This window comes from Kineococcus sp. GCM10028916 (genome assembly GCF_042674865.1).
GTDB lineage: Bacteria > Actinomycetota > Actinomycetes > Actinomycetales > Kineococcaceae > Kineococcus.
The window spans coordinates 324559-351126 of record NZ_JBHTFM010000006.1; the positions used below are offsets into that span (position 1 = coordinate 324559).

The following is a 26568-nucleotide window of genomic DNA, read 5'->3' on the forward strand; positions in this document are numbered from 1 at the left end:
GATGGCTCTCGCACAGGTCGCCGGTCTCGCCGTCCGCAGCTGGGGGACCCCCGCACCCGACGGACCGGTCGTGCTCGCCCTGCACGGGCTGACCAGCACCTCCGCGGTGTGGGCGGACCTCGCCGGCCGCCTCGACGTCCCCGTGGTGGCTCCCGACCTGCCCGGACGGGGGTTCTCGGTGGCGGCGGCCGCGGGACCGGGCCTGGCCGGTCTGGCGCGGGAGGTCGTGCGCAGCGTCGACGAGCTCGGCCTGCGCCACGTCGTCGTCGTGGGGCACTCGATGGGTGCGTTCCTCGCCCCGCTGGTCGTCGAGGGACTGGGCGGGCGGGTGGTCGGCACGGTCCTGCTCGACGGCGGGGTCGCCCCCGAACCGTCGATGCTGCTGAAACCGCTCGTCGTCCGGGGAGCGTTCGGCGTGCAGACCCGGCGCCTCGTCCGGGACTTCCCCGACGCCGACGCCTACACGGCGGTCGCCGAGGGGAAGGCCGCGGCGAACCGGCCGGACCTGCAGCCGGGTTTCCGGGCCTGGGCGGAGGCGGTGCTGCGCCCCAGCGCTCAGGGGTTCCGGCCGAACCTGGACGCGCGTCGGCTCGTGGCCGACGCCGTCGACAGCCTCACCCGCGCACCGCACCTGGGACTCCTGGTGGCCGCCGGCGCACCGGTCCACCTCGTCGCCGCCGCGCACGGCGCCGACGACACGAAACCCGCGTTCCTCTCCGGGAACGCGATCGCCGCCGGCAACCGGGTCGTCCCCCACCTGACGTGGGAGCGCGTCGAGGCGAACCACGCCACGATGCTCTTCGACCCGGCCGCGGCGGCGGCCGTGCGGGAACTGCTCAGTTCGTGAGGTCGACCGGGGAGCTGATCGCCTCGGGGCGCTCGCACGTCGTGGTCAGGGTCACCGAGGTGTTCCCGTCCGCGGCCTGCTGCACCGATTCCATGATCTCGAGGACGTGCAGGGCGACCTCGTCGTTCGCACGGTGCTGACGCCCCTCGTCCACGGCCATGGCCAGGTCGGCCAGACCGTAGCCGCGACCGGAGTCCAGGTAGCCGGCCTTCACGCCGACGTCCTTCCAGTTCGCGTCGTTGTCGGCGTCGGGACCCGGCGCCGGCGCGGTCGCCGCGGAGAACAGCTCCACCGACCCCTCGAACATGTTCGGGTCGGGCACCGAGATCGTCCCGCCAGTGCCGTACACCTCGATGCGGGGCAGGCGTGCCGCCCAGGTGTCGAAGCTCATGATGAGCGTCGACAGCGCTCCTGAGGCGTGCTCGAGGATCCCGGTGATGTGGGTGTCGATGGTGACGGGGAACGACTCCTCCGCCCGCGGACCGGAACCGATGGTCCGGGTCTGCGAGGGGCGGGTCGAGGCGCCGACGACCCGGACGACCGGCCCGAGCAGGTGCACCAGCGAGGTCAGGTAGTACGGGCCCATGTCCAGCAGCGGACCGCCACCGGGCTGGTAGTAGAAGTCCGGCTGCGGGTGCCAGCGCTCGTGACCCGGGGTGGTCATGAACGCCGTCGCGGAGTGCGGCGTCCCGATCTCACCGGCGTCGAGCAGAGCCCGGGCCGTCTGCACGCCGGTGCCGAGCACGGTGTCCGGGGCGCAACCGACCCGGACCCCGGCGGCGGCCGCGGCCTTGACCACGTCGCGCCCCTCGGCGACGGTCGAAGCCAGCGGCTTCTCGCCGTAGACGTGCTTGCCCGCGGCGATGGCCGCCAGTGCGACCTCGGCGTGGGTGCGCGGCAGCGTCAGGTTGAGGACGACGTCCACGTCGGGCGAGGCCAGCAGCTCGTCCAGGGACAGCACCTGCGCGCCGTGCTCGTCGGCCAGGGCCTGCGCACGCTCGGGGACGAAGTCGCTGACCGCGGTGATCTGCAGCTGCGGCAGCTTCTTCAGCGACGCGGAGTACTGGGCGGAGATGACACCGGCGCCGACGACGCCGACCTTCAACGGGCTGCCCACAGCAGACCCCTCTCGATGATCGTCTTCACGTTGGGGTTCTTCAGCGTCTCGGGGTCGTGGCCGGGGGTGGCCACGAAGATCCGGCCCTTGCCCCACTGGCGCGTCCAGACCGCCGGGGAGGTCACCGGGCGGTTCCAGGCGTCCCACTCGCGCACGGCCTGCGTGGTGGTGGCCAGGACGTCGATGTAGTCGTCGGACAGCACCCAGTACTGCTCGGTGACGAGGTCGAAGTCCTCGATGCCCTCGGTGATCGGGTGCGAGGCCGCCGCGGGCGCCATGTTGACCCGGTAGGGCATGTAGTTGTCCTGCGGGCCACCCTCGCGCTCGTCGGGGTGCTTGCCGGGGTGGCAACCGAACTGCCCGCCCACCAGCGTCAGGTAGTCGGAGTTGTTGCGGTAGGAGTCGGCGATCCCGCCGTGCCAGCCGGCGAAACCGGTACCGGCCTCGACGGCCTTCTGCAGCCCCTCGAACTCCGCCTTCTCGATGGAGTTCATGGTGTTGCACTGGACGATGAGGTCGACCGTGGCGAGGTAGTCGGCGTCGGTGTAGACCTTCGGGGTGCTGGGGGAACTGCCGCCGAGCTCGGTCCCGAGGTCCTCGACGCGGACGGTGAAACCGTTCGCCTCCAGGTGCGGGATGAAGAGGTCGGTGGCCTCGACGGGCGAGTGCCCGTCCCAGCCGCCGCGGACGACGAGAGCCTGGCGAGTCACGGAAGAGCCTTTCGGATCACTTGGAGAAGCCGGCGGTCAGGCCGGAGAGCAGCTGACGACGCCCGAGGATGTAGAGCACGAGGATCGGCAGGGTCGTCAGGACGACGGAGGCGAGCACCGCGGGGATGTTGACGCTGTACTGGCCCTGGAAGGTCCACAGCGCCAGCGGCAGGACGCGCAGGTCGGCCCGGTCGGTGAAGATCAGCGGGAGCAGGAAGCCGTTCCAGATCTGCAGGCCCTGGTAGATCGTCACCGTGACCAGCGCGGGGCGGGTCAGCGGGAAGGCGAGGCGCCACATGGTGCCCCACTCGCTGGAACCGTCCATGCGCATGGCCTCGAACAGCTCGTTCGGGACGTCGCGGACGAAGTTGCTCAGGATGAGGACCGTCAGCGGGATGGCGAAGGCGATCGAGGGCAGAATGATCGCGCCGAGGGAGTTGTACATCCCGGACTTGATGATGATCAGGTAGATCGGGATGATCGTCGCCTGCAGCGGGATGGCCAGACCCATGAGGAACAGGGCGTTGACCGCCTTGAGCCAGCGGCCGGCACCGCGGACGATCGCGAAGGCCGCCATGAACGAGATGAGCACCGCGGGGATCGTCGCGCCCACCGTCACGATGACGGAGTTCGCGAAGTAGCGGGCGAAGTCGTTCTCGAGCACCAGCTTGTAGTTGTCCAGCGTCGGCGAACCCGACGGGAGCAGCGGGTTGGTGCCGAAGTAGCCGGCGGAGCTCTTGAAGCTCGTGATGACGATCCAGTAGATCGGGATCAGGACGATGAGGAGCCACAGCCAGCCGAACGCTCCACCGAACCAGTTCTTGCGCTCGGTAGAACTGCGGCGGGAGCCGGAAGCGTCGGACTTCCCGCTGCGGGCCGGACGGGTGGCGGCTGCTTGCGTGGCCATCGGTCAGGCACCTTCCAGCTGGGAGTTGCGTTCCTTGCCACCGAGGCGCTGCAGGACCTGCGCCAGGATCAGGCCGACCACGACGAGGATCACGGCGATGGCCGAGGCCAGACCCATCTGGTTGGCCCGGAAACCGGTGAGGTACATGTCCAGGGCGAGGGCGCGGGTCGCGTCGTTCGGTCCGCCGCCGGTGAGGACGAAGATGAGGTCGAACGTGGTGAGCGAGCCCACGATCATCAGCGTGGAGGACGTGATCATCGTGTTCTTCAGCTGCGGCAGCGTGATGGAGAAGAACTGACGCACCCGGCCCGCACCGTCGATCTGGGCGGCCTCGTACATCGAGGTCGGGATCTGGCGGATCGCACCTTGGTAGATCAGGGAGTGGAACGGGATCCACTGCCAGGCGATGATGAAGATCACGACGCCCATCGCCAGCGTGCCCTTGCCCAGCCAGTCCTGGGTCAGGAACCCGAGCTTCAGACCCGGACCCAGACCGAAGTTGGGGTCGAGCAGCGCCTTGTAGGCGATCGAGACCGCCGCCGCGGACAGCAGCAGCGGCAGGAAGAACAGCACCGCCAGCACCGCGCGGTACTTCTGGTGCCCGGAGATGAAGACGCCGAGCAGGATCGAGAGCGGGGTCTGGGCGATCCACGAGAGCACGATGATCTGCAGGGTGACCCACAGGGCGTGCGGGAGACCCGGGTCCGTGAGCACGGCGGTCCAGCTCTTGAGCCCGGTGAAGGAGATCGCGCCGATGCCGTCCCACGAGGTGAAGCTGAGGACGAACACCCCGATCAGGGGGACCACGGCGAAGACGACGAAGAACAGCAGCGCCGGCAGAACCAGCCACCCCAGTCGACCCGTCGACGTGTGGGCCGACGGCGTGATCTTCGCCGGGGTGGTGCTGGGGGCCGCGCTCACGGACGTGCTCACGAGCCGATCGCCGCGTTCATGTTCGCCGCGAACTCCTGCGGGGTGATGGCCAGGCCGAACAGCTTCTCGATGTTGTCCAGCAGGGTCTCGGCCTCGGTCGGGGACAGCGCCTGGTCCCAGGACTGCGCGAACGACGGCGCGTTGGTGGCGAGGTCGTAGGTGAACTTCAGCCACTCCTCGTCGTCCATGCCGGAGAACTTGGCGTCGATGCCCTTGACGATCGGGACCTCGCCGGCCTCGGTGATGTAGGCCTCGGCCTCCTTCTCCTGCAGCAGGCCGCTCTTGAAGAAGGCCAGTGCGACGTCCTTGGCCTTCTGGGTGGCCTTGGAGGAGATCGACACGTACTGCGCGGGGTTGCCGAAGGTGTTCGTCGGGTCACCCTTGCCGCCGGTGACGGCGGGGAAGTTCATGTAGCCGAGGTTGCCGCTGGAGACGAAGTCGCCGCCGTCGGTCTTCATGCCGCCGTAGGTCCAGGTGCCGTGCAGCATCATGGCGGCCTTGTCGGTGTACAGCAGCGCCTGGTCGGCGTTGGAGTCGGCCGTGATGGACGCGAAGCCCTTGATGAAGCCGTCGGCCTTGACGAGGTCCTGCACCTTGGTGAGGGCGTCGATGGCCGCCGGGTCGGTCCAGGCCGGGGTGCCGTTGTAGATGGACTCGAACAGCTCGGGGCCGCCGATGCGGTCGAAGAGCATCTCCAGCCACATCATGTTCGTCCAGCGCGACTGCCCGCCCAGGGAGATCGGGGCGATGTTCGCGGCGTTGAACTTCGGCACCAGCGCCATGAGCTCGTCCCACGTGGTGGGCGGCTCGGCGTTGATCTGCTTGAAGAGCTTCTTGTTGTAGAAGAACACCAGCGGCTGCACGGTCTCGGTGGGGAGGCCGTAGACCTTGTCGTCGACGGTGCCGGCGGCGAAGGCGGCGTCGAAGAGGCGGTTCTTGACGTCGGGGTTCTCCGTCAGCCACGGGGTCAGGTCGTCGACCAGCTTGGACTCGGCGTAGTTGCGCAGCGTGCCGCCGCCCCAGCCGAAGATGATGGTCGGGGCCTGACCGGCGCCGATGGCGGTCTTGATCTTGGCCTTGTAGGCGTCGTTCTGGAACGCGCTGGTCGTGATCTTCTGGTCCGAGTGCGCCTTGTTCCAGTCGTCCACGGCGCCCTGGCGGATGCCCTCCTTGGGGGCCCCCGTCAGGATCCAGTCGGTCGCCCCGTCGGAGCTCGCCGACCCCGGGCCGGAGTCGCCGCACGAGGCGAGGACCGTGGCGACGAGGGGGGTCGCGGTGGCGAGGGCGATGAAGGACCGACGCGAAGTCCGGTTGTGATCCACTCTGATCTCCGATGTGCCGAGCCGCGTCCCTGCGGCTGCTCAACGCACCAGACCCTGGTGGGCCGGTGCCGAAACATGATCGAAAAGCTTTCGACCACGTCGTCTGACCGGAACGATAAGAGGACGATCGGGGCTCGGTCAAGCGGCTCGGTGAACTCGTGACCAGTTCGTGCTCGATCCGCTGCCGCAGTAGGGGCGCGAGGTTGCGATCGCATCACGAAACTTTTCGAGAAGGGCTGGCGCCGGGGGCTCTTGCACTCGTACAGTCACCTCACCACCGAGTCGAGGAGGACCCGTGCTGGACCACCCGCAACGCACCCGGGACAGCCCCAGGGACAAGACCACGCTGGCCACGATCGCCGCGAGCGCCGGCGTGTCGATCGCCACCGTGTCGAAGGTGGTCAACGGCCGCGACGACGTCTCCGCCGAGACCCGGGCCATCGTCGAGGACCTGCTGGTGCGCCACGACTACAACCCCCCGTCGGGCCGGCGCGCGAGCGCGACGACCAGGGCGGTCGAGTTCCTCATCGACGGTGACTTCTCCTCCTACTCCACCCAGGTCGTCGACGGGGTCGTGCAGGCGGCGGCGGAACAGGGGGCCTCGATCGTGGTGGGCGTCCTGCGGGACCGGCGCAACGGCCGCTTCACCGTGCCGCCGCGGTCGTGGGCCCGTTCCCTGGCCGCGTCGGGCCGCACCGGCGTCATCGTCGTGACGGGTGAGCTGACCGGGGCCCACGTCGACGCCCTCGCGGCGGTCAAGATCCCGCTGGTCGTCATCGACCCGCTGAACCTGCCCCGCACCGAGGTCGCGAGCGTCGGGTCCACCAACTTCACCGGGGGCATGAGCGCGACGAACCACCTCATCGCCCAGGGTCACCGACGCATCGCCTACGTCGGCGGTCCCCCGGCCGCGTCGTGCAACCAGGCCCGGCTGCACGGGTACCGCGCCGCGATGGAGTACGCGGGCCTGGTCCCGGCCGAGAACCACATCCGCAACGAGGACTTCCAGTACGACGCCGGCCGGCGCCTCGGCGCCGAGCTCCTGGCCCTGCCCGACCGGCCGAGCGCCGTCGTCGGGGGGTGCGACTCCATCGCCCTGGGGGTCATGGAGGCGGCGCGCATCCTCGGTCTGCGCATCCCGGAGGACCTCTCCGTCACGGGTTTCGACGACACCGAGCTCGCCCCGATGGCCGCTCCCCCGCTGACGACGGTGCGCCAGCCGTTGCGCGAGATGGGCCGGGTCGCCCTGCGCACCGTCCTGCGCATGGCCGACGGGGAGCAGCTCGACTCCCACCACGTGGAACTGGCGACGGAACTCGTCGTCCGCGGTTCGACGGCGAGGTTCTGACGCCGGTTCAGGTGCGCGCGGCCTCGAGGACCCGCAGGAACTCGCTGACCTCGTCCTCGCCGGCGGGGGTGGTCAGCTTCACGGGGTGACCCGCGATCTCCAGCGTGACCCGGAGTCCGCCGAACACCGGGCGTGCCCGGAAGCCCACCCGTCCGACGTCGGAGAGCGGGACGGAGGCGACGGACGGGGCACCCACGAGTTGCGGCTGGGCCAGCCACACCGACTGCGCGGTGACGGCGAGCGCGCCCGCCCCGCCCAGCGCCCCGCCGGACAACGGGAGTTCCGCCAGCAGGGTCTCGCCGCTCTGGCTCAGGCGGCCGGCGAGGATCGAGCGGGCCGCGCCCGGGTCGGAGGAGAACACCCCCCCGTCCTACCACCCGGGTCAGGGGGCGGGGGTCGTGTCCCCGCGCACGGGCGACGCGCGGCCCGCGACCGCGGCCGTCGCGGACCGCCGCCGGGTGGTGTCGACCAGCAGGTCGACCGAGCTCACCCACTGGTCCACCGACCCAACCCCGACGGGCAGGGCCCGCACCCCCGGGTCCTCGACGGTCTCCAGGACCACCTCGCTCGCCCGTTCCGGGACCCCCTGGAACTCCCGGTCGTGGAACCGTCCGGTGGCGACGTCGGCGACGGGGAGACCGACCTCGCGCTGCCGTTCGCGCAACTCCTCCAGCGCCCGACACAGGGCGGCCTCCCGCGAACGCCACTCCGGGGCCGTCAGGCAGGCCGTCAGGCAGGCCGTCAACTGCGACCCGGTCCCTCCCGACACCGACCGCGCGAAGACCGTCCCGACCCACTTCGGGTAGGGGACCCAGACCCGGTCGAGCAGCAGACCCAGGCGCACCGCGACGTCGACGAGCCGGGCCGCGACGAGGCGCGACCCCAGGTCGTCGCCGCGGGAACCCGCCCGTCCCACGAAGGGCAGTTCCTGTTCCAGCTGCTTCCACGAACAGGCCACGAGGTGGCGCCACACGTCGTCGGGGTACCAGCGGAGCCTGTCGCGCAACGCCGCCCAGCGTCCCTCGTCGTCGGCGAAGACGGGTCCCGCGACGACCTCCAGCACCGCCTGCCCCGTGAAGGCGAGCCAGTCGGTGACCGACCAGGGGTCCTCCGGCCCGACCCCGAGACGGCCGGCGACGAACTCCGCGAGCGGGGCGACCTCCACGCGGTGTCGGGCGACCGCGTCCCAGGTCGTCGGGAACCGCACGGGAGCGCCGAGGAACTCCTCCGGCAGGTCCTCCTCGAGGAACCGCACGACGTCGGTGGCGTCGGTCGCCGCGTCGGTGAGGACGGTGAGCCGCAGTCCCCAGTCGTGGTCGGTGGAGACCTCGTCGTCGAGACCGAGGACGTCGGAGCCCCCACCGAAGCGACCCGCGACCCAGGACGCCGCCGGGAACTCCCGTCGCAGCAGCGGTGCCACCACCTCGTCGTGCAAGGATCGTGCGAGTTCGGCACCGGACACCCGGCCACCCTCGCAGTCACCGCAGGTGACCGCCAGCGGTGCAGGTCGACTCGGAGGAGGTCCAGGTGGAGGTTCGTGCAGAGGGGGTCGCGGCCGCGGTCGACGACGTCGCGCAGGTCCTCGCCGAACGGGGCGACCCGCTCGACCTCGCCCACCGCGTGGTGCAGCACTGCGCGACGCTGCTCTCGGCGAGCGCCGTGGGTTTCCTGGTGGAGGACAGCGCGGGTCGGCTGGGCCTGCTGGCGGCGTCCTCGAGCGAGGCGCGGGTGGTGGAGCTCCTCCAGCTGGAGACCGACGAGGGACCCTGCCTGGACTGCCACCGCTCGGGTAGGCCCGTGGTGTCCCCGGACGCGGCCGACCTGGCCCGCCGGTGGCCCGTCTGGTCGCGTGCTGCGAGCGAGCACGGCATCGTGTCCGTCCACGCGGTGCCGGTGCAGCTGCGCGGGCGCACCATCGGCGCTCTCAACCTGTTCCGCGACCACGAGGGTCCCTACTCCACGGTGGAGACGGACGTCGCGCACGCCATGGCGTCGTTCGCGGCCATCGGCATCAGCCAGCTCGAGGCCAGCGCGCAGGGAGAACGCCTGCGCGACCAGCTCCAGGCCGCGCTGGAGGGCCGCGTCGTGCTGGAGCAGGCGAAGGGCATCCTCGCCGAGCGGCACCGGATCCACCCCGACGAGGCGTTCGGCCTCCTGCGCACGCAGGCCCGCAGCGGACGCCGTCGCCTCCTCGACGTGGCGACCGAGGTCGTCGGGGCCACGCCGGGCGGGGTGGGCGCCGACGCGCCGGCCGGTCAGGCCTGACCGGCCGGCACCGTCAGCGGCGGGTCCAGGTCCGCCGCACGAGCTGCTGGGTGTCGTCGTCGTCCGAGGACTCGCCCCGCAGGTCGGCGAGCAGTGCGCTCGCGAGGTCGAACAGCTTGATGTTGTGGGTCTGCGAGACCTGCGACAGCTGCTTGAACGCCGTGTCGTCGTCGCACCGGGTGAGGGCCATGATGGCGCCCTTCGCCATGTCGATGACCGGTCGTCGGGTGAGCGCGGTCCGCAGCTGCGTCAACTCGTTGCGCAGGGTCTCGGCGTCGTCGTGGGCCTCGTACCGGTCTTCGACCTGCGCCTGTCCGTTGCGGCGCGAAGCGTCGTGCATCCTCGTGCGTCCTCCACTGGAGCCGTCCTCGTCCCGTCGGTCGACGGAGAGGCGGTTCGCGCAGCGAGGTCTGGGCGGTGCGAAGCCGTGACGAATGGTACGGGGACGCGGTCCCCGCGGCACGCCGACGCCGCGGGGACCGCGTCGGACGTCAGCCCGGGAGGTGCGGGGCGAGCAGGCTGAGGTCGGCGGGCGAGAGCCGGTCGGCGGCCGTCGCCGCCTGGTGCCAGTGCGGGTAACGCAGCGGGACGGCGCTGACCACGTCGAGGCGGGCCCGCTCCTCGTCGGTGAGGACGAGGTCGGCCGCGGCGAGGTTGTCGACCAACTGGTCCTCGGTGCGGGCACCGATCACGACCGAGGTGACGCCGACCCTCCCCAGCAACCAGGCCAGGGCGACCTGCGCGGCCGAGACCCCGTGCGCCGCTCCGACCTCGACGAGGACGTCGACGGTGTCGTAGAGCTTCCCCTCGTCGTGGACCGGGGGTTCGCTCCACTCCCCCAGGTGTCGCGAACCGGCGGGCGCGGTGACGTCGCGCCGGTACTTCCCGGACAGCAACCCGCCCGCGAGCGGGCTCCAGACGAGGACCCCGAGGTCCTGGTCGAGGGTCAGCGGGATGAGTTCGTCCTCGGCGTCGCGCGACTGCAACGTGTAGTGGATCTGCTGGGAGACGTAGCGCTGGTAGCCGTGCGCGTCGGAGACGGCGAGCGCCTTCATGAGCTGCCAGCCCGCGTAGTTGGAGACACCGACGTAGCGGACCTTGCCCGAGCGCACCAGCGTGTCGAGGGCCTCGAGGGTCTCCTCCAGCGGGGTCTGGCCGTCCCACTCGTGGATCTGGTAGAGGTCGATGTGCTCGGTCCGCAGCCGCTTCAGGCTCCGCTCGGCCGAGCGGACGAGGTGGTACCGCGAGGCGCCGCCGTCGTTGGGGCCCGAGCCCACGACCATCCGGGCCTTGGTGGCGAGCAGGACGTCGTCGCGGCGTCCCTCGAGGACCTCACCGGTGATCTCCTCGCTGAGACCGTCGGAGTACACGTCCGCGGTGTCGAAGAGGTTCACGCCGGCGTCCAGGGCCAGGTCGACCTGGCGGCGCGCCTGCGCGACGTCGGTGTTCCCGACCGCGGCGAAACCTCCCTGCCCACCGAACGTCATCGTTCCCATGGTGATCGTCGAGACCCGCAGTCCCGACCTTCCGAGTCGTCGGTACTCCATGGGCCGGACGCTACTCCCCCACCGGCACCCGGCGTCCCCGGCACCCGGTGAGGGCCGCTCCCGCTCAGGTGGAGGCCAACGCCACACCCCACGCGGAGGGAACGCCGTTGGGCCTGCTCGCCCTGAACACCACCGATCCGGTGTCGGGGACGACGAACTCCTCGATCTCGTGGGTCTTCTCGTCGCAGTCCAGGTCCTCCTCCGTGCCGTTGAGGTTCAGCTCGATGCTGCCCCCGCCGGTGCAGGCGTAGAACGCGCGGACGGTGCTGTTCGCGGTGAGCCCCAGGGACACGCTGCCGTCGGTCTGCGCGTCACCGGCGGCGCCCCCCATCGACGAGCCACCTGCGGCGAGCGCCGCGGCGTCGACGATCGTGGTGACCTCGTCGAGGTCGGCCGAAGAGGTGCTCGGTGCGTCGTCGTGCGAACAGGAACTCAGCGCACCCAGCAGGGCGAGCAGGGCCACCGACCCGGCTGCGTGCACCCGGAACACGCCCCGACCGCGCCGGGATGCTCGGGTGGGTGCCAACGCGACACGGTCCATGATCGAACCGTAGCGAGCCCCACCCGTTCCTCGCAGGCGGTCGAGCTCGTCGCCATGGGCCCTGAGGTCGGCGGCGGCGACGGGTGCACGCGCAGGTGCGCCGGACTGGGCGTCATGACGACGACTTCGCCGCACTCACGGGTGTTCCCACGTGGGTGCAGCGACGGGCACGGCTGAACCCGGCTGCTGCAGCAGCTGGAGGGTGTCGGCCACGCCCTCCCACATCATCAGGCCGTCCTCCCACGGGACTGCGTGCCTACCCGTGCACCGGTGACCTCGCACCACCCTCAGTCCGCTCACCCGGCGCAGGTTCGTCGTGAGACGTTCCAGCTGGTTCAGCGGGACGAGCTGGTCCTGGCTGCTCTGGTCCAGCACGACCAGCCGCGGTGCCCTTCCGGCCTGCACTCGTCCGGTCACGACCCCGGGGTCGAAGAGCGCCGGGCTGGCGGCGGGCCACCTGCTCTGATCGACCCCGAAAGCCTGACCCAGCAGCATCTCGTACTCCCCGCGCAGGTGCTCGTGCGAAGGACCGAGACCGTCGATGAGCCCGGGCAGGTCGTAGAGGCCGTTCAGACCCAGCAGCGCCGCCGGACGCGGAACCTCCCCCACCGTCGTGATCCCGTGGTGAGCCGGCGACTGGAGGACCGCCTGGGCGGCGATGCAGGCACCCGCGCTGTGACCGGAGAGGAGGTAGGAACCACCGGTCAGGCCGAGGGAACGCAGCAGGTCCAGACCGTGCAGGACGTCGCCGACGTGACCGGGGTGCACCGCCTCACGCGCCGGGTCCCGGTGAGGACCGGTGGCCGGGTCGTGAGGCTCGGTGGGGTGGGTGGGGAAGGGGGAGAGGGTGTAGTTCAGCGACACCACACCGAGCAGGGCCGGCGTGGCGGAAGTGGTGCCGGTGAAGGCGTGGGCCACCGTGGGCTCGACGGAGCGGGCGTTCAGGTGGGGGTCGCGCCAGGCCCCACCGTGGACGTGGACGAGGTAGCGCGGTGGATCCGGTTGCGCACCCGGCTCCGGTCCCCGCTCCAGTCCGGGCAACCCGGTGACCGGGGTTCCGATCAGCGCCGACGTGTCCGAGGTCGCGGGCAGGTAGACGTTCAGGGTCTGGAAGCGGTTGGCTCCACGGACGTACGGAACTCCGCTGGCCACGACCACGGGAACAGGACGGCTGAGGTGGGGACTCGACACCTCAGCGGGTTGCCACCGGACCGGCTCAGCCTCGAGGACCCGCCCGGCGGTCTGGTCGAAGGATCGACCAGGGGTTCGGTCGGAAGTCCTCACTTCGCGTCGTCACCGCCCCAGGAGACGTCACCAGAGAAGGCGGAGAAGTCCAACCACAGGTAGCGGTACGTGCGGTTGGTGAACACCCACCGCTCCCCTGCGCGCCGGAAGGTGTCGGTCCACACCCCGTTGGTGCGGTAGTAGCGCTCACCGGGTCCGCGCGCGGCCTCGTGGCACAGGCTGCGAGCGGTGGCGACGTCGCCGTCGACCTCGACCACGCCGGGGGTCACGAACTGGATGAAGTAGTCCCGTTCCTCCCGCAGGCTGCGGAAGAGCGCGGTGATGTCCTCGGCCCCTTCCGCTCGCCGCTCGAAGGGCTGGTCCTCGGTGCCACCGATCACCCAGGTCGCGTCCGGCGCCCACAAGGTGGCGAAGGCGTCGAAGTCCGCGTGGGTCGCGCAGTCGGCGAACCGCGCGATCGTGTCCCGGACGGCCAGCTGGTCGAGGAGGTGGGCGAGGGCCGCGTCCGTGGTCGTGGCGTCCGGGGTTCCAGCGTCGGCGGGACTCGTCGTGCTCGTGGTGGTGTTGTTCATGACGCCATCGTGAAGGGACGGGAAGCGATCAACCAGAGACAGCTCGACAGCAGGAAAACCGTTCCCACCCTCGACCCCGGGGCGTTGCCCCAGAATGCGATCGTGAAGACGTACGACGCCGGCCTGGGAGCGACGCTACGGGCGTGGCGCGACCGGCTGGATCCCAGCGCGGTCGGTCTGCCCCGTGGCCGGGCCCGCCGGGCCGCCGGATTGCGCCGCGAGGAACTGGCCGACCTCGCCGGGATCTCGGTGGACTACGTCGTCCGCCTGGAACAGGGACGGTTCGCCACCCCCTCCGCGCAGGTCGTCGCCGCCCTGGCCCGCGCTCTGCACCTCACCCGTGCGGAGCGGGACCACCTCTACCGCCTCGCCGGGCTGGTTCCGCCGGCCGATGCGGTGATGCCCGAGCACATCCCGCCGGGGTTGAACCGGATGCTGACCCGCCTCGGTGACGCCGCCGTCGCGGTGTTCGCCGCGGACTGGCAGCTCATCTGGTGGAACCACGCCTGGGCGGCACTGTTGGGTGACCCCTCCTCGACCCCGCCGGCGCAACGCAACTTCGCCCTCGACACCTTTCCCGTCCCCGGCCGGGTCGCACGATTGACGCGATGGCCGGTGACGTCACTGGCCGGCGACGCGTTGCAAGCCGCGGTGGTCGCCGACCTGCGACGGGCCACCGGTCGCTTCCCCCACGACCGACGACTCTCCGGCCTCATCGACGACCTCGTCCGAACGAACGCCCGCTTCGCCGAACTGTGGCGCGCCGGAGTGGTGGGAGCACATCGGGAGGACCGCAAGGTCGTCGCCCACCCCGAGATCGGGCCCATCGCGGTGGACTGCGACGTCCTGACCGGTGGCGAGGAGGAACTGAAGATCGTGGTGCTGACCGCAGCACCCGACACCGAGGACAGCACCAAACTGCGCCTCGCGCTGGTGGCGGGGGCGTCGAGGGCCTAGGAGACCTCCGAGCAACGCCCCCCGGAGGAGGATGGTCCCCACGGCTGCGGCCGAGAAGTACCCCGACGAGCTGTGTGAGCGCGCGATCCGAAGGGCGATCGACCCGGGACGACCACCGTCACAGCGCGCGCGTTCCCCGGGCGACCGAGTGCAACACCACTGTGGTCTTCCCGGTGGCGACGGTGATCGTGCCGCCCTGGAAGTCCTGCTGGAGCCCGCCGGACACCGCGCGGGGTTCGGAGACGGGGTAGCCGAGGGCACCGGTCTCCCAGCCGCGGGCAGTCCACACGGTGCGGACGGAGGTCGGGACGGTGTGCGTACCGGTGGCGGGGCTGGAGTAGATCGAGCCGCCGGTGAAGTGCTGGCCGGAGCCGCCGCCGACGAGGCCGCCGAAGGGGTTCGAACTCGGGAAGCCGAGCGTCCCGCCCTCCCAGCCCTGCGCCCCCCAGGCCGAGCGGACGGCACCGGCGACGACGTGGGTGCCGGCCGCGCTGGAGTAGAGCGAACCGTTCTGGAAGGCGGCGTAGGAACCGGCGGGCAGGGCGGCCGCGGTCGACGTCGGGAACCCGAGGGCGCCGTTCTCGTACCCCGTCGCGCCGTAGGCGTCGAGCAGCGCACCACCGAGGGCCTGGGCCCCCGTCGCGGGCGACCAGTAGACGATCCCGCCCTGGAAGCGCTGGGCGAACCCGTTCCGCACGGCGAACTCCGCACCCGTCGGGTAACCCAGCCAGGAGTTCTCGAAACCGAGGGAGGCCCAGCGGTCGCGCAGTGCGCCGCGGACGACCTGCGCGCCGGTGGCGGGGTTCCAGTAGATCGACCCGCCGGCGAAGGTCTGCGCGTACCCGCCGTCGCGCAGGGGCCCGATCTCGCGCGACATCGGCAGGCCCAGGAAACCGGAGTTCGCCCCGGTGGCCCCGTAGGACTGCAGGATCGCGCCCTTGACGGGAATCCCCACGTAGCTGCGCGAACCGTCGGTGTTCGCGGTCACCAGCGGGGTGCGACGCGGCGAGCCGAAGTCGGCGACCCAGTAGGACCGCCAGACGGTGCGGCCACCGGAGTACAGGGTGGTGTAGACCAGCCCGATGCCGACGGTGTTGTACTGCCCGTCCTGCAGGACGGCGCGGTGCGGGTCGGACTTCATCCAGGTGTCGACGGCGAGGTCGCCGTTCTCGAGGCCGTGGGTGTCGGCGTTGCCCATGTCCGCCGTGGCGACGATCTCCCCCCAGCGCGGGAAGTCCGAGAGCAGCGTGGAGAGGTTCGGGTTGTGCTTCATCCCGTCGCCCTGCCCGAGGACGTCGGCCCAGTTCTGGGCGACGGTCTCCAGCGTCGGGTCGAGGGTCACCGCGGGCGCGCCGACCTTGGCGCGCTCGCGGTTGAGCCCGTCGAGGATCTGCTGCTGCTGCGTCGCGGCGGGCACGAGCGGGGTGAGGACCTGGGCGGCCGCGGACGCCGGGACGGCGGTCGCCACCTGCGCGACGCCGGCGCAGGGCAGCGCCACGAGGGCGGCGAGCAGCGGGGCCACGAGGCGAGCACGAGGGTTCTTCACCCCCTAGTGATCGTCCCCGGGCCGGTGTCACGACAGCGACCGGGCGGGTACCCCCGTCCGGCCGCTCCCGGACGACTCCCGGTGACGGAGCGTCCCGTCACCGCACCTCACCGGCGGTCTCCCCCGGGCGTTCGGGGTAGACCGCCGGCGGGAGGGGTCAGAGCTTCTCGATGGCCGCGGGTCGCTGCTGGGCGGCGCGGACGCGGGCGACGTCGAGCTTGTCGCTGCGGTCGAAGGAGTAGACGCCGTTCTGCTCCTGGAAGACGTCGGTCAGCTGCGTGTAGCAGTAGCCGAACATCAGCGGGTCGTTGAGCAGGACGCCCGTCAGCCCCTCGAAGCGGTGGTGGAACTCCTCCTCGGTGCGCGGCGGCTCGCCGTAGCCCCAGGACGAGGTCGCACCCCGGTCGACCTCGGGGTTGCTGGCCGCGACGTCGGGACGCCACCAGATCCCGCCGAACTCGCTGCAGAACCACGGCTGGCCCTGGTACGGCAGCGACCAGGGGATGCCCTCGACGCCGTAGTCGCCCTCGTGGCCGCCGTAGTTGGTGTGCGGGCGACCCTGGGGCAGCCCGGACATCTCCTCGGCGAACTTCGCGGGGTCCTGGGTGTAGTTGTGCGAGTCCCACACGTCGGACTCGAGCACGCGGTGGGAGTAGCCGGACGTGTCGAGCACCGGACGCGAGGTGTCCATGGCCTTGGCGGCCAGGAACATCGCCCGGGTCACGTCGTCGAGGACCTGACCGCGGTCGGTGAGCGGCTGACGGGTCTCGTTGAGCCCGCACCACCCGACGATGGAGGGGTGGGAGTAGTCGCGCTCCAGCTCCTCCAGCCACTGCGACACGAAGTTCGACGTCGGCTGCTGGTGCTCGCCGCGGACGCTGCTGCCCTCCTCGATCGCACCCCAGTCGCCGAACTCCCCCCACACGAGGTAGCCGAGGCGGTCGGCGTGGAAGAGGAAGCGCTCCTCGAACACCTTCTGGTGCAGGCGGGCACCGTTGAACCCGGCGTCGAGGGAGAGCTGGATGTCCTTGACCAGCGCCTCGTCGCTGGGCGCGGTCATCAGGCCGTCCGGGTAGTAGCCCTGGTCGAGGACGAGGCGCTGGAAGACCGGCCGGCCGTTGAGCAGGACGGCCTTGCCGTCGATGCTGACCGAGCGCAGCCCGGCGTAGGTCTCGACGGTGTCGACGACCTCGCCCGCGGCGTCGGTGAGGGTGACGGTGACGTCGTAGAGGTGGGGGTCCTCCGGGGCCCAGAGCCGGACGCGGTCGCTGGGCACCACGAGGGTGAGCCGCGGGGAGAGGTCGAGGTCGGCGCGCACGGTGGCGCCGACGACCTCCCCGGCGGCGTCGCGGACCGACGCCGTCAGGGTCCAGCCGGCGCGGTCACCGACGGACCCGGTCCCCGTGCGCCGCAACGGCTGCTCGAGGTGAAACGTCGAACCGGCGACGTCGGGGGTGATCCGGGGCCGGCCCAGCGACACGTCGGCGACCGGTTCGGCCCACACGGTCTGCCAGATCCCCGTCGTGCGGGTGTAGAGGCACTCGTAGTTGTCGTAGCGCGTCGACTGCTTACCGCGGGCCTGCGGGCCGCGGTGGTCGTCGCGGGCGCGGACGACGACGGTGACGGTGCCGCTGCGGTGGCCGAGGTCCGCGGTGAAGGGGGTGAACCCGCCGCGGTGGCGCACGACCTCCTCGCCGTCGACCCACACGGTGGCGTCGTGGTCGACGGCTCCGAAGTGCAGCAACGTGCGACGTCCGGCCCAGGCGGGCGGGATGCTCACCTCGCGGCGGTACCAGACCGCCGCCATGAAGTCGGTGTTCCCGATCCCGGAGAGCTCGGACTCCGGGGCGAACGGCACGGTGATCGTCCCGGCCAGGTCGCGTCCGAGCAGTCCGCGTTCGAGGCCGGAGTCGCCGGCGTCGACCTCGAACCCCCACGTCCCGTTCAGGGTGATCCAGTCGGTGCGGACCACGGAGGGACGCGGGTACTCCGGACGGGGAACCGGTCCTCCGACGACGACGGCGGTGGTCTGGTCTTCGGGCACGAGCTTCTCCTCAGTGGGTTGCTGCCTGGAGGTCGCTGGCCGCGATCGGCGGGCGTCCGGAGCGTTCCCGGGGGCACGACGCGCCAGCGGTGCGCGCCCCACTCTGCCCCGTCGCCAGGCTCTCCGGCAACCGGGCCACGCCGTCCTGTGCATCGTTGCAAGGCGGGTCTTCCGAAGGTCTATGCAGCGTTGCAAACGGCGTGCTAAGTTCCGCAGCACTGAACGGGACGGTGCGGTTCCTGGCGCTCAGGCGTCCGGGCCGCACTGCCACGACCGCCAACGACGGCAGGGACGGATCTCGAGTGAACAGTCATCCCCCGACACCCCCGGCACGGGGTGCCCTCAGCCGGCGCGGCCTCCTGCGCGGTGGTCTCGCCGCCGGCGGGCTGGGCCTCGTCGCCGGCGCCTCCGGGTGCGGATCCCCCCTGGGCGCCGGACTCGTGGGCAGCCAGCTCGACCCGGGTACGGTCACCTTCTGGAACCTCTTCGGCGGCGGCGACGGCGCCCGGCTGCAGACCATGCTGGACAAGTACGTGGTCGACACCGGCCCCGACTCCCTGCAGGCGGCGACCTTCGCCTGGGGCAACCCGTACTACACGAAGGTCTCGCTCGCCACGATCGGCGACCAGCCGCCGGACGTCGCGGTCGCCCACCTGACCCGGGCGGCGAACCTCGCGCAGGCCGGCCTGCTCACGCCGATCACCGAGGAGATGCTCGGCACGGTCGGGCTGACCTCGACGGACTTCAACCAGAAGGTCTGGGCGGCCCAGAAGGTGAACGGCCAGGACTGGACCGTTCCGCTGGACACCCACCCGTTCGTCATGTTCTACAACTCCGAGGTCTGCGAGAAGGCGGGGCTGCTGGACGGCGACGGCAAGCTCAAGCCGATCCAGGGCGTGGAGGCGTGGGAAGCCGCCCTGACGGCGGCGAAGCAGGCCACCGGCGGCCTCGGCCTCAGCGTGGCCAACGTCAACGAGTTCGCCACCCCCTGGCGGTTCTTCCAGACCCTGTACTCGCAGCAGGAGGGGGCCACCGACTTCCTCTCCGGGGCCGGGACGGAGATCACCTTCAACGAGGACCTGGCGGCCAAGACCCTGGAGTACATCCAGAAGCTGGCCAACGACGGCCTCATCAGCAAGGCCGCCGACTACGCCGGTTCCCAGACCGACATGTTCACCGGCAAGTCCGCCTTCTACCTGCAGGGCGAGTGGGAGATCACGACCGCCCAGGGGATCAAGGACCTGAAGTTCGGCATGGTGCCGGTCCCCACGATCTTCGACAAGCCGGCCGCGCAGGCCGACTCGCACACCTTCGTCCTGCCGAAGATGGAGCGCACCGAAGCCCAGGTGAAGCGGGCGATGGGTTTCATCAAGTCGATGCTCGACCAGAGCATGACCTGGGCCGCCGGTGGTCACGTCCCGGCCTACCTGCCGACCCTGGACAGCTCCGAGTACGAGTCGCTGGAACCGCAGGCCGACTACGCCTCCGCGGCCGACGTCGCCGTCTACGACGCCCCGGCGTGGTACTCCGGCTCGGGGTCGAACTTCGAGAACATCGTCGGCGCGCAGATCGGCCTGGTCCAGCAGGGGCTGTCCAGCCCCAAGGCCGCGATCTCCTCCATCCGGTCCCAGCTGCAGTCCTACGCGAGCACGGCGAACCCGCTGTGACCGCCGGAACCCCCGTCGCGACCGGCTCGCGACCCATCCCCCTGGAGGTCTCCCGGTGAGCACCCAGACCACAGCGTCCCCCCGCGCCGCGAACCTCGGCGTCCGGGAGAGCAACCACGCACGGTTCGCCGACAACAAGCCCGCGTGGCTGTTCCTGGCCCCGTTCGCGGTCTTCTTCGGGCTCTTCCTCGTGGTCCCCACGATCTACATGGTCATCTCGAGCTTCTTCAACACGAGCATCGCCAAGTCGGGCCTGGGCAGCTTCGCGGGCTTCGCGAACTACCAGGAGATGCTCACCAAGCGCGAGTTCTGGGACGCCATGTGGCACACCCTGCAGTTCACGCTCTACACCGTGCCGCCGCTCGTCGTCCTGGCCTTCGTCTTCGCCGTCCTCGCCAACCGGGTCCAGCGCGGGCAGTGGTTCTTCCGGCTGGCCTTCTTCGTGCCGTTCATCCTGCCGTCGGCGACGATCTCGCTGATCTGGGTGTTCATCTTCGCTCCCGGCAACGGCCTCTTCGCCCAGATCCAGACCTGGCTCGGCAACGCGGTCCCGGCCCCGATCCTGGCCGACCCTAAGACGGCCATGATCGGCGTCGCGATCGCCACCCTGTGGTGGACGATCGGGTTCAACTTCATCCTCTACCTGGCCGGTCTGCAGGACATCCCCCGCGAGCTCTACGAAGCGGCGGCGATCGACGGCACGACCCCGTGGCAGCAGATCCGCTACATCACGATCCCGCTGCTCAGCCGCACGACCTCGCTGATCGTCGTGCTGCAGATCATCGCCAGCCTCAAGATCTTCGACCAGGTGTACCTCATGACCTCCGGCGGACCCGGCACCTCGACGCAGACGGCCATCGGCCTGATCACCAACACCGCCTTCACCGACTTCCGCAGCGGTGCGGCGTCGGCGGCCGCGGTGCTGCTCTTCATCGTCATCCTGGCGATCGCCGTCATCCGCCAACTGATCGAGCGCAAGCAGGAGAGGACGGTCTGACATGGCGACCACGACGGTCGGCGGCATCTCCGCCGCAGCCCCCCCGGCCCGCGCCCCCCGGAGGCAGTCGGGGAACTCCACGCGGACCTTCAACATCGTCTGCGGCGTGGTGCTGGGGATCTTCGCGTTCATCTGGCTCGTCCCGAGCCTGTGGGCGATCAAGACCTCCCTCACGACGAACGCGGTCTCCGCCCTCGGCACCCCCGCCATCCTCAAGGACACCGACCCCACGCTGGCCTCGTACCTCGCCCTGCTGGAAGGCGGGGACATCTGGAACTGGTACCTGGCGAGCTTCCTCACCTCCGCGATCACCGTGGTCCTGACCGTGGTCTTCGCCTCGATGGCGGGGTACGCGCTCTCCCGGTTGCGCTTCCGCGGGCGCAACGTCGTCTTCGCCCTGATGCTCCTGGGGATCATGATCCCCGGGCAGGTCCTCATCGTCCCCATCTTCGAGGGCCTCGGGGCGGTCCACCTGCTCAACACCTACTGGGCGGTCATCCTCCCGCAGGTGCCCGCGGTCATCGCCGTCTTCGTCTTCAAGCAGTTCTTCGACGGCCTGCCGGTGGAGCTGGAGGAAGCCGCCCGCCTCGACGGGGCCGGCTACTGGCGGATCTACCGCTCGGTCATCATGCCGTTGTCCAAGCCGGTCATCTCGGCCATGGGGATCCTGACCTTCGTCAACGTGTGGAACAACCTGCTGCTGCCGCTGTTCGTGGTGTCCAACCCCAAGCTCATGACCATCCCCGTGGGCTTGGCCACCGTCCAGGGCTCCTTCGGTCAGCGCTACTCCGACATCCAGGCTTCCTCGCTGCTCGGGGCGCTGCCGCTGGTGATCCTCTTCCTCATCTTCCAGAAGCGCATCGTCGAAGGTGTCGCCGGCACCGGTCTGAAGGGCTGATCCACCTGTGAGCACCGGAAACCTGCACGGCGTCGTCGACCTCGACGTGGCGGGCGCGACCATCAGCCGACACCTGTACGGCCACTTCGCCGAGCACCTGGGCCGGTGCATCTACGAGGGGTTCTGGGTCGGGGAGGACTCCCCGATCCAGAACACCGCAGGGGTGCGCGACGACGTCGTGCAGGCCCTGAAGGAGATCAGCATCCCCAACCTGCGCTGGCCGGGGGGCTGCTTCGCCGACGAGTACCACTGGATGAACGGCGTCGGCCCGCGCGAGGAACGCCCCTCGATGGTCAACACCCACTGGGGCGACGTCGTCGAGGACAACTCCTTCGGCACCCACGAGTTCATGCAGCTCTGCGAGCTGCTGGGGGCCGAGCCCTACGTCTCGGGCAACGTGGGCTCCGGCACCGTCGCCGAGATGAGCGACTGGGTCGAGTACCTCACCCGCTCCGGCGACGCCCCGATGTCCCGGCTGCGCCGCGAGCACGGGCGCACCGAACCCTGGAAGGTCCCCTTCTGGGGCATCGGGAACGAGTCGTGGGGCTGCGGCGGCAACATGACCGCCGAGCAGTACACCCAGCTCGCCAGCCAGTTCTCGACCTACGCCCGCAACCACGACGGCAACGAGCTGTACCGCATCGCGGCCGGGCCGAACCGGGACGACTACCACTGGACCGAGACGCTGATGAAGTCGATCAGCACCCTCGGCGGGCCGGTCGAGGAACGCCACCACACGCGCTGGCAGGCCCTGTCGTTCCACTACTACACCCACGCCAGCGACGACTGGCAGCACAAGGGCTCGGCGACGGAGTTCGACGCCGAGGAGTACCACCGCACCATCCTCAACGCCTGGCGCATCGACGAGATCGTCCGCGGGCACGCGCGGGTCATGGACGCCTACGACCCCGAGGCCACCATCGGTCTCGTCTGCGACGAGTGGGGCACCTGGTGGGACGTGGAACCCGGCACCAACCCGGGGTTCCTGTTCCAGCAGAACACCCTGCGCGACGCGCTCGTCGCCGGTCTGCACTTCGACGTCTTCCACGCCAACGCCCGCCGGCTGGTCATGGCGAACATCGCCCAGACGGTCAACGTGCTGCAGGCGATGGTGCTGACCGACGGCGCGAAGATGGTCCTCACCCCGACCTACCACGTGTTCGCGATGAACGCCGGGCACCAGGACGCCACCAGCCACCCGGTGCAGGTCGTGAGCTCCGACGCCCGCTACCGCGGCGAGGTCGGCGAGTACGCGACGCTGACCACCTCGGTGAGTTCGCGGGAGGGCAGCGCGCTGGTCTCGCTGACCAACCTCGACGCCGAGGGCGGCGGCACCGTCCGGCTCGACCTGCGGGGACGTGACTGGCAGGTCGCGACCGCGAAGATCCTCGCAGCTCCTTCCCTGCAGGCGCACAACACGGTGCAGGACCCCTCCGCCGTGGCGCCCGTCGCCTTCGACGGCGCCCGCCGCGAGGGCGACACGCTCGTCGTCGACCTGCCCCCGCACTCCTTCGCGACGGTGGAACTCACCCTCGCCTGAGGATCGCGGGGAACACCCCTCGACGCGCTCGGGTGCGGCCGGACAGGTCGCACCCGAGCGCTCTCACGTCCGGCCCAGCCCGTGCGTCCGCAGCACCGTGTCGAGGACGTCGACGGGCATCCCCCGGCCGTCGTCGCGGGGCCAGTGCACGACGACCTCGTCGAAGCCCGCCGCCTCCAGGGCGGCCGCGAACCGCGGGTAGTCCCGGTAGGCCGCCTCCTCGTCCAGGCTCAGCAGCGCCATCGCCCGGACGCCCGCCGCACCGGGGACCTGCGCGAAGCGGGCAGCCGGGGCGGTGAACCGCTCGACGGTCTCCTCGGACCCCGGACGACGGTCGCCGTAGGTCACCCAGGTGTCCCCGACGGCGGCGGCGAAGCGCATCCCCCGCGGACCGGCCGCGGCCACCGTCAGCGGGATCGAGCCGGCCACCGGACCGGGGACGTTGCGGGCGTCGAGCGCCGTGTACCGCGCCCCCGCTACGTCGGTGGCCCGCTGCGCCAGGACCGTGCTCAGCAGCGTCGTCCACTCCTCGAAGCGCGACTGCCGCTGCGCGGGGGTGAGTTCCGCGACCCCCAGCACCGTGGCGTCGTGCCTCGCCGTCCCCGCCCCCACGCCGAGTTCGAGGCGCCCCCCGCTCAGCTGGTCGAGGGTCATCACCTCGTGCGCGAAGGTCACCGGGTGACGGAAGTTCGGGGAGGCGACGAGCGTGCCCAGCCGCACCGTGGTCGTGACCGTGGCGGCCGCCGCCAGCAACGGCACGGCGTTGTACCAGGGCCCGTCGCGCAGGGACTCCCAGGACAGGTGGTCGTAGCAGAACACCGTGCGCAACCCCACGGCCTCGACGGCGCGCGCGGTCTCGGTGAAGGCGGTGGGGTGCAGGTCGTTCAGGACCACGCAGGAGAGTTCGAGCACCCTCGCACCCTACGGAACCGGATCAGTCCAGGTCACCGACGGCGCGCGCCCGCGCCACGGCGGAGGCGGTGCTGTCCACGCCGTAGCGCTCGCGCAGCAGCGCCAGTTCGTGCGCGAGGTCCGGGAGCGCCAGCCCCACGGTGTGGGCGACCACCACGGCGGGCAACCCCCCGGCCACCAGACCCAGCACCCCGCTCGCTCAGCGCGGGGAGGTCGTCCACAGGTCCTCCTCCCCGAGCGCCGCGGGTGGCGACGCACGTCAGGATGCGCCGGCCGCGACGGGGTACGCCCACGTTCGGGGGATCCCCCCCGGGTTGGGCGCACTGCGGCTCCGCTGCGCAGCGGATCACTCACCCGCGGTCGCGGCGGAACCACCTCCGGCGACGCGGCGGAGGGGTGACCGGGGCCGCCACGACCGGAGCGGGTCGGGCGGCACGCCACGCCTCGAGCACGACGGACTCCTGGAGCAGCGCCACCACGACGAGGGGCCCGTCACTGGGTCGTCGGTAGAGCTCACGCACCCGGTCGTTGAACCCCTCGACCTCGGCCCGCACCAGCGACTCGGAGTGCAGCCGACCGAGGTCGCGCAGGATGTCCTCCCGCTCGCGACGCAGGGCCAGCGCGGGCGGGAGCATGGCGCTGACGTCGTAGCCCTCGCGGCGGGCCTTGTCCGCCGCCCACTCCTCGGCCGAGAAGTCGCGGTCCAGGCCGCGCAGCGGCGCTCCGGCCCCCGGGAGGTGGTCGAAGTCGCCACGTTCCTGCGCCTCGCGCACCTGGCGTTCGACCCAGTCCTCGAAGGACGTGCCGGGAGGTTTGCGTTCGCTCACCGCGCCACCCACCTCACCCGTCGTCGTGACCCGTCGTCGTGACCCGTCGCGAACCCTGGTCCCGAAAGTAGTCAGCGCTCCGCCACCGGTCAACGCGGAACGCCAGCGGTGATCCGCAGCGCCGGGGAAGACCGGCGGATCGACCCGGCGCGGCTCAGCGCGGGTCGCGGCGCCTGCGCGGGGCGTCGGAACGCAACCGGTCACGACCCGCGCGCTTCGCGGCGTAGAGGTTCCGGTCGGCCACGGCCAGCGCGTCGACCAGGGCGGACCCGCCACCGCCGACCGGGACGAGCCCGGCGCTGCAGGTGACGCGCAGGCCGACGGCGAGGACGCTCCAGTCATGCGAGCGCACGGCCTCCAGCAACCGGAGGACGGTGACGCGCGCGCGCCCCTGGTCATCGTCGTCGTCGTCGTCGTGGTCGTGGTCGTGGTCGTCGCGCAGCAGCAGCAGGAACTCCTCACCGCCCAGGCGGGCGGCGATCTCACCCGGCCCGCAGAACTGCTCCAGGTAGCGGGCGAACTGCTGCAGCACCTCGTCACCGACCTGGTGGGAGTGGGTGTCGTTGACGCGTTTGAAGTGGTCGAGGTCGAGCAGGGCGATCGCCCACCCCCGTCCACCGGACGCCGCCACCCGCGCCGGGACGACGTCCTCGACGTAGCGGCGGTTGAACAGCCCGGTGAGGTGGTCGCGTTCGGCCAGCCGCTGGTAGTGCTCGCCGGCGCGACGGGCCTCGGTCGTCGCGTAGATCGCGGCGAGGACCCGGGCCCGGTGGTGCTTCGCCGCCGAGACGCGCTCCATCGTGAGGTCGTAGAACCTGCGGTGCAGCCGGTAGGCGCCCTCGAAGTCACCGGTGGCCGCGGCCAGTTCGCACTGCTCGAGCACCAGGTCGGCCCCCACCTCGCCGAAGGAGAGGTCCGCGCACTTCTCGGCCGCGGCGGCCAGGCTCTGCGCCGCCTCGGCGAAGCGGCCGAGGTGGCGCAGGCACCGGGCGAGGTTGATGCGCAGGCTCGCGACGTCCCCGGCCTCCGTGATCAGGCGCGCGTCGCCGAGGGCGTCGCGCAGCACGGCCTCCGCGGAGTCCCACCGGCCCGCCCCCATGCGGACGTGCGCGACCGTGTCCCAGGCCGCGGCGCTCAGCGCCCGGCCCGTCCGCCGGGAGTGCTCCAGCAGCTCCGCCGCGAGGGCCGCGGCCTCGGCCTCCCGCCCCGCGCGGAGTTCCAGGTAGGCGAGGTTGTTCAGCGTCCGCAGCCGCAGGTTCTGGTCGCCCTGGGCCTCCGCCGCCCGCAGCAGCCCGGTGAACCGGGTGCGGGCCTCGTCGAAGTCGCCGAGGACCTCGTGGGTGATGCCGAGCCGGGACCGGTGGTCACCGTGCACCCACGCGGGAGCGTCGGCCGGGAGGCGCTCCACGCCCTGCACGGCGTGCTCGAGGGCGAGTCCGCCGTCGCCGAGGATCTCGTGCAGGGTCGAGAGCAACTGGTGGGCGCGGGCGGCGACGAACGCGTCTCCCGCCCCGTCGGCCCACGCGAGCGCGGCCTGCGCGACGACCCCGAGGCGCTCCGCGTCACCGCGGCGGCCCGCGGCGTCGGCGATGACGAGCTCCGCCTGCCACCCGAGCCCCGTCCGCTCCGGACCGGGGACGTGGTCGCGGACCTGGTGCAGGAGGAACCCCGCACGGCTCGCGGCGGCCTCGACGTCGTGGCCGACGAGGAACGCGACGTCGTGCAGGGCGGCCTGCAGCACCTCCGGGGACGGGGAGTCGACGATCACCGTGGTCGCTGGTCCGTCCACCGCCTGCCCCCTCCGCGCTCGACACCCTCCTCCTGGG

26 protein-coding genes are annotated in these 26568 nt (G+C 71.2%); 8 read left to right on the forward strand and 18 right to left on the reverse strand.

Annotated features, from left to right (window positions below; all coding sequences use genetic code 11):
• Window position 1 precedes the first annotated feature (1 nt).
• Window positions 2-847: an alpha/beta fold hydrolase gene (locus ACFQ46_RS08705; protein WP_380259098.1), complete on the forward strand. Its 846-nt coding sequence runs from the start codon at window positions 2-4 to the stop codon at window positions 845-847.
• Here ACFQ46_RS08705 and ACFQ46_RS08710 read toward each other — a convergent pair.
• The 5 genes from ACFQ46_RS08710 to ACFQ46_RS08730 are packed head-to-tail and all read right to left on the reverse strand — an operon-like array spanning window position 837 to window position 5836.
• Window positions 837-1964, reverse strand: a complete 1128-nt coding sequence (locus tag ACFQ46_RS08710) for a Gfo/Idh/MocA family protein (RefSeq protein ID WP_380259099.1) — start codon at window positions 1962-1964, stop codon at window positions 837-839. The genes ACFQ46_RS08705 and ACFQ46_RS08710 overlap by 11 nt on opposite strands.
• Window positions 1949-2674 carry a ThuA domain-containing protein gene (locus ACFQ46_RS08715; protein ID WP_380161218.1) on the reverse strand — a complete coding sequence of 242 codons (726 nt, stop codon included), beginning with the start codon at window positions 2672-2674 and terminating at the stop codon, window positions 1949-1951. Before ACFQ46_RS08715 ends, ACFQ46_RS08710 begins: the two co-directional genes overlap by 16 nt.
• Window positions 2675-2690: 16 nt before the next feature.
• Window positions 2691-3581, reverse strand: coding sequence for a carbohydrate ABC transporter permease (locus tag ACFQ46_RS08720; protein ID WP_380259100.1), 891 nt, complete (start codon window positions 3579-3581; stop codon window positions 2691-2693).
• A gap of 3 nt (window positions 3582-3584) precedes the next feature.
• Window positions 3585-4469 (reverse strand): carbohydrate ABC transporter permease, encoded by an 885-nt coding sequence (locus tag ACFQ46_RS08725; RefSeq protein ID WP_380259236.1) that lies wholly within the window; start codon window positions 4467-4469, stop codon window positions 3585-3587.
• Window positions 4470-4510: 41 nt separating this feature from the next.
• Window positions 4511-5836, reverse strand: a complete 1326-nt coding sequence (locus ACFQ46_RS08730) for an extracellular solute-binding protein (RefSeq protein WP_380259101.1) — start codon at window positions 5834-5836, stop codon at window positions 4511-4513.
• A 295-nt stretch (window positions 5837-6131) separates the two neighbouring features.
• Here ACFQ46_RS08730 and ACFQ46_RS08735 point away from each other — a divergent pair, with 295 nt between their 5' ends.
• Complete coding sequence (locus tag ACFQ46_RS08735; RefSeq protein WP_380259102.1) at window positions 6132-7184, forward strand: LacI family DNA-binding transcriptional regulator; 1053 nt, start codon at window positions 6132-6134, stop codon at window positions 7182-7184.
• Between the two features lie 7 nt (window positions 7185-7191).
• On the opposite strand, the gene ACFQ46_RS08740 is transcribed toward ACFQ46_RS08735, so the two are convergent.
• A complete protein-coding gene (locus ACFQ46_RS08740) occupies window positions 7192-7545 on the reverse strand; it encodes a hypothetical protein (RefSeq protein WP_380259103.1) in 354 nt (117 codons plus the stop codon).
• 21 nt (window positions 7546-7566) lie between these two features.
• Window positions 7567-8646, reverse strand: a complete 1080-nt coding sequence (locus ACFQ46_RS08745; RefSeq protein WP_380259105.1) for a DUF4037 domain-containing protein — start codon at window positions 8644-8646, stop codon at window positions 7567-7569.
• 65 nt (window positions 8647-8711) lie between these two features.
• Between ACFQ46_RS08745 and ACFQ46_RS08750 the strand changes: the two genes are divergently transcribed.
• Complete coding sequence (locus ACFQ46_RS08750; RefSeq protein WP_380259106.1) at window positions 8712-9449, forward strand: ANTAR domain-containing protein; 738 nt, start codon at window positions 8712-8714, stop codon at window positions 9447-9449.
• Window positions 9450-9462: 13 nt separating this feature from the next.
• On the opposite strand, the gene ACFQ46_RS08755 is transcribed toward ACFQ46_RS08750, so the two are convergent.
• From ACFQ46_RS08755 to ACFQ46_RS08775, 5 genes are all read right to left on the reverse strand, one after another.
• Window positions 9463-9789 (reverse strand): ANTAR domain-containing protein, encoded by a 327-nt coding sequence (locus ACFQ46_RS08755; RefSeq protein WP_380259108.1) that lies wholly within the window; start codon window positions 9787-9789, stop codon window positions 9463-9465.
• Between the two features lie 151 nt (window positions 9790-9940).
• Complete coding sequence (locus ACFQ46_RS08760; protein WP_380259110.1) at window positions 9941-10996, reverse strand: aldo/keto reductase; 1056 nt, start codon at window positions 10994-10996, stop codon at window positions 9941-9943.
• 64 nt (window positions 10997-11060) lie between these two features.
• Entirely contained in the window at window positions 11061-11486 is a 426-nt protein-coding gene (locus ACFQ46_RS08765) for a hypothetical protein (RefSeq protein WP_380259111.1), read from the reverse strand.
• A gap of 186 nt (window positions 11487-11672) precedes the next feature.
• Entirely contained in the window at window positions 11673-12728 is a 1056-nt protein-coding gene (locus tag ACFQ46_RS08770; protein WP_380259113.1) for an alpha/beta hydrolase, read from the reverse strand.
• Between the two features lie 89 nt (window positions 12729-12817).
• Entirely contained in the window at window positions 12818-13354 is a 537-nt protein-coding gene (locus tag ACFQ46_RS08775; RefSeq protein ID WP_380259114.1) for a nuclear transport factor 2 family protein, read from the reverse strand.
• Between the two features lie 102 nt (window positions 13355-13456).
• Here ACFQ46_RS08775 and ACFQ46_RS08780 point away from each other — a divergent pair, with 102 nt between their 5' ends.
• On the forward strand, window positions 13457-14311 hold the full coding sequence (locus ACFQ46_RS08780; RefSeq protein WP_380259115.1) for a helix-turn-helix domain-containing protein: 855 nt from the start codon (window positions 13457-13459) through the stop codon (window positions 14309-14311).
• Window positions 14312-14429: 118 nt separating this feature from the next.
• Here ACFQ46_RS08780 and ACFQ46_RS08785 read toward each other — a convergent pair whose 3' ends face one another.
• Window positions 14430-15857 carry a CAP domain-containing protein gene (locus ACFQ46_RS08785; RefSeq protein WP_380259116.1) on the reverse strand — a complete coding sequence of 476 codons (1428 nt, stop codon included), beginning with the start codon at window positions 15855-15857 and terminating at the stop codon, window positions 14430-14432.
• 157 nt (window positions 15858-16014) lie between these two features.
• A complete protein-coding gene (locus ACFQ46_RS08790; RefSeq protein WP_380259117.1) occupies window positions 16015-17901 on the reverse strand; it encodes a glycoside hydrolase family 2 protein in 1887 nt (628 codons plus the stop codon).
• 302 nt (window positions 17902-18203) lie between these two features.
• Between ACFQ46_RS08790 and ACFQ46_RS08795 the strand changes: the two genes are divergently transcribed.
• The 4 genes from ACFQ46_RS08795 to ACFQ46_RS08810 are packed head-to-tail and all read left to right on the forward strand — an operon-like array spanning window position 18204 to window position 23003.
• A complete protein-coding gene (locus ACFQ46_RS08795) occupies window positions 18204-19568 on the forward strand; it encodes an extracellular solute-binding protein (protein ID WP_380259118.1) in 1365 nt (454 codons plus the stop codon).
• A gap of 55 nt (window positions 19569-19623) precedes the next feature.
• Complete coding sequence (locus tag ACFQ46_RS08800) at window positions 19624-20565, forward strand: carbohydrate ABC transporter permease (protein WP_380259119.1); 942 nt, start codon at window positions 19624-19626, stop codon at window positions 20563-20565.
• A gap of 1 nt (window position 20566) precedes the next feature.
• The gene (locus tag ACFQ46_RS08805; RefSeq protein ID WP_380259120.1) at window positions 20567-21463 is read left to right on the forward strand and encodes a carbohydrate ABC transporter permease; all 897 of its coding nucleotides are present in this window, start codon (window positions 20567-20569) and stop codon (window positions 21461-21463) included.
• A 7-nt stretch (window positions 21464-21470) separates the two neighbouring features.
• Window positions 21471-23003 (forward strand): alpha-N-arabinofuranosidase, encoded by a 1533-nt coding sequence (locus ACFQ46_RS08810; protein WP_380259121.1) that lies wholly within the window; start codon window positions 21471-21473, stop codon window positions 23001-23003.
• 63 nt (window positions 23004-23066) lie between these two features.
• Here ACFQ46_RS08810 and ACFQ46_RS08815 read toward each other — a convergent pair whose 3' ends face one another.
• From ACFQ46_RS08815 to ACFQ46_RS08830, 4 genes are all read right to left on the reverse strand, one after another.
• Window positions 23067-23915, reverse strand: a complete 849-nt coding sequence (locus ACFQ46_RS08815; protein ID WP_380259122.1) for an LLM class flavin-dependent oxidoreductase — start codon at window positions 23913-23915, stop codon at window positions 23067-23069.
• A 22-nt stretch (window positions 23916-23937) separates the two neighbouring features.
• Window positions 23938-24105 (reverse strand): hypothetical protein, encoded by a 168-nt coding sequence (locus tag ACFQ46_RS08820; protein ID WP_380259123.1) that lies wholly within the window; start codon window positions 24103-24105, stop codon window positions 23938-23940.
• Between the two features lie 160 nt (window positions 24106-24265).
• Entirely contained in the window at window positions 24266-24742 is a 477-nt protein-coding gene (locus ACFQ46_RS08825; RefSeq protein WP_380259124.1) for a DUF1992 domain-containing protein, read from the reverse strand.
• A 154-nt stretch (window positions 24743-24896) separates the two neighbouring features.
• On the reverse strand, window positions 24897-26531 hold the full coding sequence (locus ACFQ46_RS08830) for a diguanylate cyclase (protein WP_380259125.1): 1635 nt from the start codon (window positions 26529-26531) through the stop codon (window positions 24897-24899).
• Window positions 26532-26568: the final 37 nt, after the last annotated feature.

Coding starts and splice junctions, on each gene's coding strand:
- ACFQ46_RS08705 (WP_380259098.1), top strand. CDS start 2: ATGGCTCTCGCACAGGTCGCCGGTCTCGCCGTCCGCAGCTGGGGGACC.
- ACFQ46_RS08720 (WP_380259100.1), bottom strand. CDS start 3,581: ATGGCCACGCAAGCAGCCGCCACCCGTCCGGCCCGCAGCGGGAAGTCC.
- ACFQ46_RS08755 (WP_380259108.1), bottom strand. CDS start 9,789: ATGCACGACGCTTCGCGCCGCAACGGACAGGCGCAGGTCGAAGACCGG.
- ACFQ46_RS08760 (WP_380259110.1), bottom strand. CDS start 10,996: ATGGAGTACCGACGACTCGGAAGGTCGGGACTGCGGGTCTCGACGATC.
- ACFQ46_RS08775 (WP_380259114.1), bottom strand. CDS start 13,354: ATGAACAACACCACCACGAGCACGACGAGTCCCGCCGACGCTGGAACC.
- ACFQ46_RS08805 (WP_380259120.1), top strand. CDS start 20,567: ATGGCGACCACGACGGTCGGCGGCATCTCCGCCGCAGCCCCCCCGGCC.